General features: G+C 73.7%; 6 protein-coding genes and 1 pseudogene. 4 read left to right on the top strand and 3 right to left on the bottom strand.

Going from position 1 to position 13,121, the window contains the following annotated elements:
- Window positions 1–186: 186 nt before the first annotated feature.
- A complete protein-coding gene (gene rpsA / locus LJ221_RS00775; protein WP_241712770.1) occupies window positions 187–1,698 on the bottom strand; it encodes a 30S ribosomal protein S1 in 1,512 nt (503 codons plus the stop codon).
- Between the two features lie 401 nt (window positions 1,699–2,099).
- Here rpsA and LJ221_RS00770 point away from each other — a divergent pair, with 401 nt between their 5' ends.
- Window positions 2,100–2,921 carry a class I SAM-dependent methyltransferase gene (locus LJ221_RS00770; RefSeq protein WP_241712768.1) on the top strand — a complete coding sequence of 274 codons (822 nt, stop codon included), beginning with the start codon at window positions 2,100–2,102 and terminating at the stop codon, window positions 2,919–2,921.
- Between the two features lie 48 nt (window positions 2,922–2,969).
- Window positions 2,970–5,512, top strand: a pseudogene (gene hrpB / locus LJ221_RS00765) (ATP-dependent helicase HrpB).
- 29 nt (window positions 5,513–5,541) lie between these two features.
- Here the strand turns inward: hrpB and LJ221_RS00760 are convergent.
- Both LJ221_RS00760 and polA read right to left on the bottom strand, forming a co-directional pair.
- Window positions 5,542–7,029, bottom strand: a complete 1,488-nt coding sequence (locus tag LJ221_RS00760) for a lytic transglycosylase domain-containing protein (RefSeq protein ID WP_241712766.1) — start codon at window positions 7,027–7,029, stop codon at window positions 5,542–5,544.
- 324 nt (window positions 7,030–7,353) lie between these two features.
- The gene (gene polA / locus LJ221_RS00755; protein ID WP_374228340.1) at window positions 7,354–10,098 is read right to left on the bottom strand and encodes a DNA polymerase I; all 2,745 of its coding nucleotides are present in this window, start codon (window positions 10,096–10,098) and stop codon (window positions 7,354–7,356) included.
- Window positions 10,099–10,190: 92 nt separating this feature from the next.
- Between polA and LJ221_RS00750 the strand changes: the two genes are divergently transcribed.
- On the top strand, window positions 10,191–12,491 hold the full coding sequence (locus tag LJ221_RS00750; RefSeq protein ID WP_241712764.1) for an FdhF/YdeP family oxidoreductase: 2,301 nt from the start codon (window positions 10,191–10,193) through the stop codon (window positions 12,489–12,491).
- A 79-nt stretch (window positions 12,492–12,570) separates the two neighbouring features.
- Window positions 12,571–13,044 (top strand): PaaI family thioesterase, encoded by a 474-nt coding sequence (locus LJ221_RS00745; RefSeq protein WP_241712763.1) that lies wholly within the window; start codon window positions 12,571–12,573, stop codon window positions 13,042–13,044.
- Window positions 13,045–13,121 lie beyond the last annotated feature (77 nt).

Here is a 13,121-nt window from a genome sequence, read left to right as displayed (position 1 = left end):
GACCGGGCGACCAGAAGACCTCTTCGGCAACGCATCGTGCCGTCCTCGGCCGGCTCCCCGGCGCCGGGCCGCCCCCTCCCGGGGAGGATGCCGCAGGGCCCCCTCCCCGGGAGGGGAGGGGGCCCTGCTTCACGCGCTACCGCGGGTTTCCACGCGCCGGCCTGCCGACCGCGGTGGGCCTGCGGTTCAGCTCTGGCCGCCCGCGAGCTTCTCACGGAGGGCCGCCAGGGCCTCGTCCGACGCCAGGGCGCCGGAGTTGTCGCCCGACTCCGAGGAGTACGAGCCGCCGCCACCACCGGTGCCGCCGCCGCCACCCTGCGGGGCACCGCCGCCGGCACCCTCGGCCTCGGCCTGGGCGTCGGCCTCGCGGGACTTGAGGACCTGCGCCTGGTGCTGCTCGAAGCGCTGCTGCGCCTCGGCGTACTGGCGCTCCCACTCCTCGCGCTGCTTCTCGTAACCCGGCAGCCAGTCGTTGGCCTCCGGGTCGAAGCCCTCGGGGTAGATGTAGTTGCCCTGGTCGTCGTAGGACGCGGCCATGCCGTACAGGGTCGGGTCGAACTCGACCGCCATCGGGTCGGCGCCGAAGGACTCGTTGGCCTGCTTCAGCGAGAGGCTGATCCGGCGGCGCTCCAGGTCGATGTCGATGACCTTGACGAAGATCTCGTCGTTGACCTGGACGACCTGCTCCGGGATCTCCACGTGGCGCTCGGCCAGCTCGGAGATGTGGACCAGGCCCTCGATGCCCTCGTCGACGCGGACGAACGCACCGAACGGCACCAGCTTGGTGACCTTGCCGGGCACGACCTGGCCGATCTGGTGAGTCCGGGCGAACTGCTGCCACGGGTCTTCCTGGGTCGCCTTGAGCGACAGGGAGACCCGCTCGCGGTCCATGTCGACGTCCAGGACCTCGACCGTGACCTCCTGGCCGACCTCGACGACCTCGGACGGGTGGTCGATGTGCTTCCAGGACAGCTCGGAGACGTGGACCAGACCGTCCACGCCGCCCAGGTCCACGAAGGCGCCGAAGTTGACGATCGAGGAGACGACGCCGGACCGCACCTGGCCCTTCTGGAGGGTGGTGAGGAAGGTCTGGCGGACCTCGGACTGGGTCTGCTCCAGCCAGGCACGGCGGGAGAGAACCACGTTGTTGCGGTTCTTGTCCAGCTCGATGATCTTGGCCTCGAGCTCCTTGCCGACGTACGGCTGGAGGTCGCGGACACGGCGCATCTCGACCAGGGAGGCCGGCAGGAAGCCGCGGAGGCCGATGTCGAGGATGAGACCACCCTTGACGACCTCGATGACGGTACCGGTGACGATGCCGTCCTCTTCCTTGATCTTCTCGATGGTGCCCCAGGCCCGCTCGTACTGGGCACGCTTCTTCGAGAGGATCAGGCGGCCCTCCTTGTCCTCCTTCTGGAGGACCAGGGCCTCGATCTCGTCACCGACGGCGACGACCTCGTTCGGGTCGACGTCGTGCTTGATCGACAGCTCTCGGGAAGGGATGACGCCTTCGGTCTTGTAGCCGATGTCGAGCAGGACCTCGTCCCGGTCGACCTTCACGATGACGCCGTCGACGATGTCGCCGTCGTTGAAGTACTTGATCGTCTCGTCGATCGCGGCGAGGAAGGCTTCCTCGGAACCGATGTCGTTAACCGCAACCTGCGGGGTGGTCACGGTGGTCTCGGTGCTGCTCGTCATGTGGAAAAGGGCTCCGGTACGGACATTGAAGTCGTAGGTACTGCTACGCCGAGAGCCCGTATCGCACTGCCGAAGCCGGACAGCCTGAGAGGTGCTCCACCGAAGATCTCCGAGGAAACCATGAGCACCTCGACAACCGAGGGGACATACAACAGATGCGAGCGCGACCTGCTCCGTCTGAGGCGCGCAGGCCCGCAGCGCAACTTGTAGCATACGGGGGCGGTCGGGCAGGGTCAATGCGCGAAAGAGGACACACGGGGCATTAACCCCATATCCGGCACAAGTCGCCGGTTCCGCGGCCGGTTCCGCCTCCCCCGGAGGCCCGCCGGCGCTCTCCGGCTCCTCACACTCCGGTCCGCTCCGGCCGCGCACCGGAACCGAAGGCTACGACGACGGGCGAGATGAACCGAGAGAGCGAACCAGAGCCGGAGGCGGCCCGCCGCGACGCGGACGCCGCCGAGAGCAGCCGGGCCAGCCGCGGCTGGTGGGACCGGAACGCCGACGAGTACCAGCGCGAGCACGGCGGCTTCCTCGGCGACGACCGCTTCGTGTGGGGCCCGGAAGGCCTGGACGAGGAGGAGGCCGGTCTGCTGGGCCCGGCCGAGCGGCTGGCCGACCGCACGGTGCTGGAGGTCGGCGCGGGGGCGGCGCAGTGCTCGCGCTGGCTGGCGGCGCGCGGAGCGCGCCCGGTGGCACTGGACATCTCGCACCGGCAGTTGCGGCACGCGCTGCGCATCGACGGCGCCGCCCCGGCGTTCCCCCTGGTGCAGGCCGACGCCGGTGCGCTGCCCTTCGCCGACGGCTCCTTCGACCTGGCCTGCTCCGCCTACGGTGCGCTGCCCTTCGTCGCCGATCCGGTGCGGGTGCTGCGCGAGGTGCGCCGCGTCCTGCGGCCGGGCGGCCGGTGGGTGTTCTCCGTGACGCACCCGATCCGCTGGGCGTTCCCCGACGAACCGGGGGCGGGGGGGCTGACGGCCGCCGCCTCCTACTTCGACCGCACCCCCTACGTGGAGCAGGACGAGCGGGGGCGCGCCGTCTACGTCGAGCACCATCGCACCCTCGGCGACCGCGTGCGCGACCTCGTCGCCGCCGGCTTCCGCCTGGTGGACCTGGTGGAGCCGGAGTGGCCCGGGTGGAACCGCCGGGAGTGGGGAGGCTGGTCGCCGCTGCGCGGCCGGCTGATCCCGGGCACCGCGATCTTCGTCTGCGAACGGGACCGGTGATCCATCAGGGCTCCCCGGGCGTCTTCCGGGCGCTGCGAGGATGGGGGCATGCCCCCGCGGACCGATACCCTGCGCCAACTGCCCGTACGAACCGTCCTGCCCGCGCTGGAGGCGGCCCTCGACACGCGCGGGGCGGCCGTACTGTGCGCCCCTCCGGGCACGGGCAAGACCACCTTGGTGCCGCTCGCCCTGGCCGGGCTCGCCGGTCCGGGGGAAGGGGCTCCGGCACGGCGCGTACTCGTCGCCGAACCGCGCCGGATCGCGGTGCGGGCCGCGGCGCGGCGGATGGCCTGGCTGCTGGGTGAGGCCGTCGGTGAGCGGGTCGGGTTCACCGTGCGCGGGGAGCGGGCGGTCGGCTCCGGGTGCCTGGTGGAGGTGGTGACCACCGGTGTGCTGCTCCAGCGGCTCCAGCGGGACCCGGAGCTGCCCGGGGTGGACACGGTGGTGCTGGACGAGTGCCACGAGCGGCACCTGGACGCGGACACCGCCGCGGCCTTCCTGCTGGACGTACGCGCCGCGCTGCGGCCACGGCTGCGTCTGGTCGCCGCCTCGGCCACCACCGACACCGGGGCCTGGGCCCGGCTGCTGGACGCGCCCGTGGTGGAGGCGTCCGGCGCCTCCCATCCGGTGCGGGTGGTGTGGGCGCCCCCAGCCCGCCCGGTGCGGCCCGCGCACGGCACACGGGTGGACCCGGCCCTGCTGGAGCACGTCGCGGACACGGTGCGCCGGGCACTGCGGGAGGAGGAGGGCGACGTGCTGTGCTTCCTGCCGGGGACCGGGGAGATCGCCCGGGTGGCCGCCCTGCTGGGCGGCGGGACCGCCGCCGAGGTGCTCCAGGTGCACGGTCGGGCTCCGGCCGCCGTCCAGGACGCGGTGCTGGCGGGTCCGGCCGGGCGGCGGCGGGTGGTACTGGCCACGGCGGTGGCCGAGTCCAGCCTGACGGTGCCGGGGGTGCGGACGGTGGTGGACGCGGGGCTGTCCCGCGAACCGCGTACCGACCACGCCCGGGGGCTGAGCGCGCTGGCGACGGTGCGGGTCTCGCGGGCCTCGGCCCGGCAGCGCGCCGGGCGGGCCGGTCGCGAGGCGCCGGGAGTGGTCTACCGCTGCTGGCCTCAGGCCGAGCACGAGCGGCTGCCGCGCTTCCCCTCCCCCGAGATCGCCGTCGCCGACCTCACCGCCTTCGCACTGCGGGCGGCCTGCTGGGGTGACCCGGACGCACGCGGGCTGGCGCTGCCCGACGCGCCTCCGCAGGGCGCGATGGCGGCGGCCCGCGAGGTGCTGCGGGCCATCGGTGCCGTGGACGCGCGGGGGCGGGCCACGGAACGCGGGAAGGCCATGGCCGCGCTGGGCCTGCACCCCCGGCTGGCGCGCGCCCTCCTGGACGCCGCCCCCCTGGTGGGAAAGCGGCGGGCCGCCGCGGTGGTGGCGCTGCTGAGCGAGGAGCCGCCGCGGGAGTACGGCGACGAGGTGGCGGCGGTGTGGCGCGCCGGGGCCGGGACGCGTACGCCGCCCGCTGGCGCCGGGAGGCGCGCCGGCTGGAGGATTCCCTGCCCGGCGGGCGGGGCGGAGCGGGCTCCGCCGAGGCGGCCGACGACACGGCCGCCGGGCTGGTGGTGGCGCTGGCCTTCCCCGAACGGGTGGCGCGCTCACGCGGCGATCGGGCGTATCTGATGGCCTCCGGCACCCGCGCCGAACTCACCCCCGGCTCAGCGTTGCGCGACGCCTCCTGGCTGGCGGTCGCCGTCGCGGACCGGCCTGTGGGAGCCGCCTCCGCGCGGATACGGCTGGCCGCGGCGGTCGACGAGGGCACGGCGCGGGAGGCTGCCGGGGCGCTGCACTCGGAGGCCGAGGAGGTTGGCTGGTCCGCCGGGCGGCGCGATGTGGTGGCCCGGCGCGTGGAACGGCTGGGCTCGATCGAACTGTCCTCCCGCCCGCTGCGCGACCCCGGCCCCGCGCCGGTGCGGGCGGCCCTGCTGGAGGGGCTGCGGCGCGAGGGCCTGGGGCTGCTGCGCTGGACCGGGGAGGCCGGGTCACTGCGGCGGCGGCTGGCGTTCCTCCACCGGGAGCTGGGCGACCCGTGGCCGGATGTGTCGGACGAGGCGCTGCTGGGCCGGGCGGACGAGTGGCTGGACGGGGTGCTGGGGCCGGCGCGGCAACGGGCCGATCTGGAGCGCGCGGACGCCGGACGGCTGCTGAACGCGCTGCTGCCCTGGGCCTCCGGGGACGCGGCCCGGCTGGACGAACTGGCGCCGGAACGGATCGAGGTGCCCTCGGGCTCGAGGATACGGGTGGACTACGGCGGTGAGCGGCCGGTACTCGCGGTCAAGCTCCAGGAGTTGTTCGGCTGGCGGGAGGCGCCCCGGCTGGCGGGCGGCCGGGTGCCGCTGCTGGTGCATCTGCTGTCGCCCGCGGGGCGGCCGGCGGCCGTGACCGCGGACCTGGCGTCGTTCTGGCGCGACGGCTACCGGTCGGTTCGGGCCGAACTGCGCGGCCGCTACCCCAAGCACCCCTGGCCGGAGGATCCGGCGACCGCGGAACCGACCGGGCGTACGACCGCCGCGGTACGGAGGACCTCCGGACGGGGGCGCTGAGCGGCGGCCGCGGTGCCGCGGCCGCCGGTTCAGTCCTCCTGGCGGGCCTGGACGGTGGCGTCGGCGGTCGGAGCGGGGGCCTGCCGGTCCTCGTCCCGCTGTCCGCTGCCGTCCTCACCCTCCCCGGGCTCGTCCGGGTTCTCCGAGCCATCGGGGGCCTCGTCCCCGCAGGGGTTCTCCTCGTCCTCTCCGGGCTCCTCCGAGTCCTCGGGATCCTCGGGGTCCTCGGGGTCCTCGGGCTCCTCCGAGTCCTCGGGATCCTCGCCCGGCTCCCCGGTCGGGGCCTGGGAAGGTGAGCCCGCGGGCTCCTCGGTGCTCTCGCCGGGCTCCTCCGGGTCCACCGGGCACTCCGGCTCCTCCGGGTCGCCCGGCTCCTCGGGTTCCTCGGGGTCGCCCGGCTCCTCGGGCTCCTCCGGCTCCTCCGGCTCCTCCGGGTCGCCCGGCTCCTCGGGCTCCTCCGGCTCCTCCGGGTCGCCCGGCTCCTCGGGCTCCTCCGGCTCCTCCGGCTCCTCCGGGTCGCCCGGCTCCTCGGAGTCCCCGGGCGGGAGAGGGGTGACCGTACCTTCCTCGGAGACGGGCGGCTTCGGCGAGGGCTTCTCGTCCTCGCCCTTCTCACCGCCGCCGTCGCCACCCTTGTCGCCCGGATATCCGTTGGAGTCATCCGCAGGCTCGCCGACCGGCCGCGACTCGTTGCCCGCGCCGGGGCTGTCGGGCAGCTCCCCCTCGCCGTCGGGAACCTGGTGGACACCCTTGCGGTAGAAGTCCAGCCAGGACAGCACCGTCCGCAGGTACTCCCGCGACCGGTTGTAGCTGAGGATGGCCCGTTCCAGGTCGGCCGGGTCCGACAGGTCCCTGCCGCCCGCACACAGATAGCGCCCGGCGGCGAGGGCCGCGTCGTAGATGTTGTTCGGGTCCTTGCGGCCGTCTCCGTTGCCGTCCGCGCCCCAGCCGGCCCAGGTGGACGGGATGAACTGCATCGGCCCGACGGCCCGGTCGTAACGGGTGTCGCCGTCGTACGCGCCACCGTCGGTGTCCGAGATGTGCGCGAAGCCCACACCGTTGAGCGCCGGCCCCAGAATCGGCTTGTGGGTGGTGCCCTGGGCGTCCACGGCTCCGCCACGTGCCTGCCCGGACTCGACTTTACCTATCGCGGCCAGGAGTTGCCAGGGAAGATTACAGCCGGGCCGCTCCTCCCCCAGGCTCCGCTCCGCCCGCTTGTAGGCGGCCAGAACGGTGGCGGGTATGCCGGACTCGGCGGGGCCGGTGACGTCCGGCAGGTCGCTGGAGGAACCGGGCTTGTCCGGCTTGACCAGCGGCGGAAGATCGGTGTGGTAGGGGGAGTCACCGTCCGCGGGGAGGTCGGGATTCTCCGGGGAACCGGCCGTCTCCCTGCCACCAGGCTGCACCAGTTCCAGGCCGGGCCCCTGCGAGGCGGTGAGCGCGGCCATCGCCGCCGCCGCCACCGCGGTGCTGGTAACGCCCCTTCGGACCCTGCCCACGAGCCGCCGAGCCGTCATCTGCCAGACCCTCCACGCTGTTGTCCCGCGCCGCCTCGCCGCACCTTCCGCGTGCGGCGCCCCTCGGGCGCTCTGTACGGTTGCGTACGTCCTGTGCCCGTCCGGTTCGCCCGGCACCCGCCGCGTGTCCACGCTTCGGCCGCACCGCCTCCCCGCGAGGGGTTGACGAGCGGGACACTACGGCAAGTTCGGCACCCGATCCACCACACCCGAGGACGAAGCGGCAACGCACACGACCGTTCCACCGGACGTTCACCGCCGTCCACCCTTCCTCGCGGCAGGCCGCCCCGCGAACGCCTCCGGTGTCCGTCGGCCGCGGCCGCCTCAGTGGGCGGCGTCCTCCCAGTTCTCGCCGGAGCCCACGGAGACGTCCAGCGGCGCCCTCAGCCGGACGGCCCCGGCCATCTCACGGCGCACCATTTCCTCCACCACCTGCCGTTCGCCCGGAGCGACCTCCAGCACGATCTCGTCGTGCACCTGGAGCAGCATGCGCGAGCGCAGCTCCGCCTCGCCCAGCGCCCGGTCCACCTTCAGCATCGCGATCTTCACGATGTCCGCGGCGGTGCCCTGGATCGGGGCGTTGAGCGCCATCCGCTCGGCCATCTCGCGGCGCTGGCGGTTGTCGCTGTTGAGGTCGGGCAGGTAGCGGCGGCGGCCCAGGATGGTGGAGGTGTAACCGGTGGCCCGGGCGTCCTCCACCACCCGGTGCAGGTAGTCGCGCACCCCGCCGAAACGCTCGAAGTAGGCGTCCATCAGCCTGCGCGCCTCGTCGGCGGTGATGCCGAGCTGCTGCGACAGGCCGAAGGCCGACAGCCCGTAGGCCAGCCCGTAGGACATGGCCTTGATCTTGCGGCGCATCTCCGGGTCCACCCGCTCCTTGGGGACCTCGAAGACCTGGGAGGCGGCGGTGGTGTGCAGGTCCTCGCCGGAGGTGAAAGCCTCGATCAGGCCCTCGTCCTCCGACAGGTGGGCCATGACCCGCAGTTCGATCTGGCTGTAGTCGGCCGTCAGCAGCGACTCGTAACCCTCGCCGACCACGAAGCCCCGCCGGATGGCCCGGCCCTCGTCGGTGCGCACCGGGATGTTCTGCAGGTTGGGGTCGGTCGAGGACAGCCGGCCGGTGGCGGCGACCGTCTGGTTGAACGTGGTGTGGATGCGGCCGTCGGCGGCGATCGTCTTGATCAGACCCTCGACGGTGGTGCGCAGCCTGGACTGCTCGCGGTAGCGCAGCATGACCACCGGCAGCTCGTGCTCGGTCTGCGTCGCCAGCCAGGTCAGCGCGTCGGCGTCCGTGGTGTAGCCGGTCTTGGTCCGCTTCGTCTTCGGCAGGCCCAGCTCGCCGAAGAGCACCTCCTGCAGCTGCTTGGGCGAACCGAGGTTGAACTCGTGTCCCACCGCGGCGTGCGCCTCGCGCACCGCCTGCTGGACCGCCGCGGCGAACTGCTGCTCCATACGGCCCAGCCACTCGCGGTCCGCGGCGATGCCTGCCCGCTCCATCCGCGCCAGCAGGCCCGAGGTCGGCAGTTCGATGTCCTGGAGCAGACCGGACGCGCCGACCTCCGCCAGCCGCCCGGTCAGCGCTCCGCCCAGGTCCACGACGGTGCGGGCACGGGCCATCAGCGCGTCCGCCTCGGCCTCCTCGTCCGCACCCAGCGCCAGCTGCCCGCTGCTCTCGGCGGGCCGGGCCGGCTCCCGGCCCAGGAACTCCACCGACAACGCCTCCAGGGCGAACGAGCGGCGGCCCGGCTGCACCAGGTAGGCGGCCAGCGCGGTGTCCATCGTGACACCGGCGACACTCCAGCCGTGCTCGGCGAAGACCCGCATCACCGCCTTGGCGTCGTGCATCACCTTCGGCCGGTCCCGGTCGGCGATCCACGCCGCGAACGCCCGCTCGTCGGCCTCGTCCAGCCGGGCCGGGTCGAACCACACGGCCGGGCCCCGCCCGGTGGCCAGGGCGATCTCGGCGACGCCGCCCGAGCCCAGCTTCCAGCTGTCGACGGTGGTCACGCCCAGCGGATCGGCTCCAAAGGCGGCGTGCTCGGCCAGCCAGGGTGCCAGCTCCCCCGCGCCGGCGACCACACCGTCGACCTCCACGCCGTCCGCCGGGGCCGCCTCCTCCCGGCCGGACGCGCCCGGGTCGACCGCGTACAACCGGTCGCGGAAGCCGGTGTTGCGGAACTCCAGGGCGTCCAGCACCACATCCAGCGCCCCCCGGTCGTACGGCGCCCGCACCAGGTCCGACGGGCCGGCCGGCAGCTCCACGTCGCACACCAGCGCCGTCAGCCGCCGGTTGAGCCGGACGCTGTCCAGATGGTCGCGCAGCTTCTCCCCGACCTTGCCCTTGACCTCGTCGGCGCGCTCCAGCAGCTCGGCCAGGGAGCCGAACTGCCTGATCCACTTCGCGGCCGTCTTCTCGCCCACCCCGGGAATACCGGGCAGGTTGTCCGACGGGTCGCCGCGCAGGGCCGCGAAGTCCGGGTACTGCTCGGGGGTCAGGCCGTACTTCTCCTCCACCTTCCCGGGGGTGAAACGGGTCAGCTCCGACACACCCCGCGTGGGGTACAGAACCGTCGTCGCGTCGTTGACGAGCTGGAAGGAGTCGCGGTCGCCGGTGACGATCGAGACGTGGAACCCCTCGGCCACCGCCTGCGTGGCCAGGGTGGCGATGACGTCGTCCGCCTCGAAGCCCTCCACCGCGAACCGCCGCACGCCCATCGCGTCCAGCAGTTCGCCGATCAGCTCCACCTGCCCCTTGAAGCCCTCCGGCGACTTGGAACGGTTCGCCTTGTACTCGGTGAACTCCTCGGTGCGCCAGGTCGTGCGCGACACGTCGAAGGCGACCGCCAGATGGGTGGGGTCCTCGTCACGCAGCGTGTTCGCCAGCATCGAGGCGAACCCGTAGATCGCATTCGTCGGCTGCCCGGTGGTGGTGGAGAAGTTCTCCTCGGGCAGAGCGAAGAACGCTCGGTAGGCGAGGGAGTGCCCGTCCAGCAGGAGCAGACGCCTGTCCTGGGGCTCGGGCGGATCGGAGGAGTTCGCTGCGGTCGCTTTCGATGCATTCTTGGCCACGCACCGATCCTGCCACGCACCACCGACACCGGTTCACGGGCCGTCCTGGAGCCACTGTCGCGTCCCGGTGGAGCGTGGCAGGATCTGCGGCCATGAAGCGCAAGCCGCCTGCCGTCGACCCCGTCCAGGACGCCCCCCGGACCGGTCCCCCGCGCCGCCGTGCCGCCGGGCTGCCCGCCGTCGCCCGGTCCCTGCGCGCGGCCGGGGAGCAGATGGGGGTGCGGCGCACCGCGCTGACCCTGCTGAGGGTCAACCAGGAGGACGGCTTCGACTGCCCCGGCTGCGCCTGGCCCGAGCCGGAGCGGCGGCACACCGCGGAGTTCTGCGAGAACGGCGCCAAGGCCGTCGCCGAGGAGGCCACGCTGCGGCGGGTGACCCCCGCGTTCTTCGCCGAGCACCCCGTGGCCGACCTGGCGGCGCGCTCCGGGTACTGGCTGGGGCAGCAGGGCCGCCTCACCCGTCCGATGTACCTGGCCGAGGGATCCGGCCACTACGAGCCGATCGGCTGGGACGAGGCCCTCGACATCGTCGCCGGCGAACTGCGCGCCCTGGACTCGCCCGACGAGGCCGTCTTCTACACCTCCGGCCGCACGAGCAACGAGGCCGCCTTCCTCTACCAGCTCCTCGCCCGCTGCCTGGGCACCAACAACCTGCCCGACTGCTCCAACCTGTGCCACGAGTCCTCCGGCGCCGCCCTGACCGAGACCCTCGGCGTCGGCAAGGGCAGCGTGCTCCTGGAGGACCTCCACCGCGCCGATCTGATCATCGTCGCCGGGCAGAACCCGGGCACCAACCACCCGCGCATGCTCTCCGCGCTGGAGAGGGCCAAGCGGGGCGGCGCACGGATCATCACCGTCAACCCGCTGCCCGAGGCCGGTCTGGAGCGGTTCGACAACCCGCAGACCCTGCGCGGCCTGACCGGCCCCGGCACGCCGCTGACCGACCTGTTCCTGCAGATCCGCATCGGCGGCGACCAGGTGCTCTTCCGCGAGCTGTGCCGCCGGGTGCTGGAGGCCGAGGACGGGGTGGACCAGTCCTTCGTCCGCGAACACACCCACGGTTACGAGGAGTTCGCCGCCGCGGCCCGAGCCACCGACCCCGCCGACGTGCTGCGCGCCACCGGGCTCGCCCCGGCCGACATCGACCGCGCCGCCGAACTGGTGCTGGCCTCGGAGCGCACCGTGGTGTGCTGGGCCATGGGCCTGACCCAGCACCGGCACGCCGTGCCCACCATCCGCGAGATCGTCAACCTCCTGCTGCTGCGCGGCGCCGTCGGCCGCCCCGGCGCCGGGGTCTGCCCGGTGCGCGGCCACAGCAACGTCCAGGGCGACCGCACCATGGGCATCGTCGAGAAGCCCTCCAAGGCCCTGCTGGACGCGATGGAGGGGGAGTTCGGCGTCCCCATGCCGCGCGAGCACGGCCTGGACGTGGTGAACGCCGTCCGCGCCCTGCGCGACGGGAGGGCGAAGGTGTTCTTCGCCCTCGGCGGCAACTTCGTCGCCGCCTCCCCCGACACCGAGGTGACCGAGGCCGCGATGCGGCGGGCCCGGCTGACCGTGCACGTGTCCACCAAGCTCAACCGCTCCCACTGCGTCACCGGCACCCGCGCCCTGATCCTGCCCGTCCTCGGCCGCACCGAGCGCGACGTGCGGGCCTCCGGGGAGCAGTTCGTCACCGTCGAGGACTCCATGGGCGTCGTCCACGCCTCCCGCGGACGCCTCGCCCCCGCGAGCGAGCACCTGCTGTCCGAGCCCGCCGTCGTCTGCCGGCTGGCCCGCCGCGTCCTGGGCCCCGCCCACCCCGTGCCCTGGGAGGAGTTCGAGGCCGACTATGCCGCGATCCGCGACCGCATCGCCCGCACCGTCCCCGGCTTCGCCGATTTCAACGCCCGCGTCACCCGCCCCGGCGGCTTCACTCTGCCCCACGCCCCGCGCGACGAGCGCCGCTTCCCCACCGCCACCGGCAGGGCCAACTTCACCGCCGCGCCGCTGGCCTGGCCGCACCTGCCGCCCGGCCGTCTGCTGCTGCAGACCCTGCGCTCCCACGACCAGTACAACACCACCGTCTACGGCCTCGACGACCACTACCGCGGCATCGAGGGGGGCCGCCGCGTGGTCCTCGTCCACCCCGGCGACGCCGCGGACCTGGGCCTGCCCGACGGCTCCTGCGCCGACCTGACCAGCGAATGGGACGACGGCCGCGAGCGCACCGCCCCCGGCTTCCGCGTCGTCCACTACCCCACCGCCCGCGGCTGCGCCGCCGCCTACTTCCCCGAGACCAACGTCCTGGTCCCCCTCGACGCCACCGCCGAGACCAGCAACACCCCCGCCAGCAAGTCCGTGGTGATCCGCCTCACTCCCGCCCCGGAGCCCGACGGATCCTCTGATAAGTAAGACGATGTAGAGCACACCCATCACCCGCCGCACGGCCGTGCCCCACCGGCCCCGGCACGACGATCGGAGCCACACGCCCATGGGCGAGCCGACCAGCACCGTCTTCCCCCAGGGGATCCTCGACCAGTGGGCCGGGCTCGGCATAGACCTGCCCGCCCTGTTCTCCGCCGGACGCCTCGGCGAGCGCATGGGCCTGGTCATCACCCACGCCGCCCCCGGGAAGGTCGTCGGCACCCTCCCCGTCGAGGGCAACACCCAGCCCTACGGACTGCTGCACGGCGGCGCCTCGGCCGTGCTGGCCGAGACCCTCGGCTCCGTCGGCGCCATGCTGCACGGCGGCCCCACCAAGATCGCCGTCGGCGTGGACCTCAACTGCACCCACCACCGCGGGCTGACCTCCGGCACCGTCACCGGCACCGCCACCCCCGTCCACCGCGGCCGGTCCACCACCACCTACGAGATCGCCGTCACCGACGAACGGGAGCGCCGCGTGTGCAGCGCCCGGCTCACCTGTCTGCTGCGCGAAGCGCCCGAGGGCGCCTATCGCGACTGACCCACCCGGACTGCCGGGGACGGAACGGGGGGGGGGGGGGGGGGGGGGGGGGGGGGGGGGGGGGGGGGGGGGGGGGG

Source organism: Streptomyces sp. CNQ085 (genome assembly GCF_022614595.1).
In the GTDB taxonomy this organism is placed as follows: Bacteria; Actinomycetota; Actinomycetes; order Streptomycetales; family Streptomycetaceae; genus Streptomyces.
The sequence above is the reverse complement of the archived record's forward strand: the minus strand, read 5'-3'. Positions and strand labels throughout refer to the sequence as shown.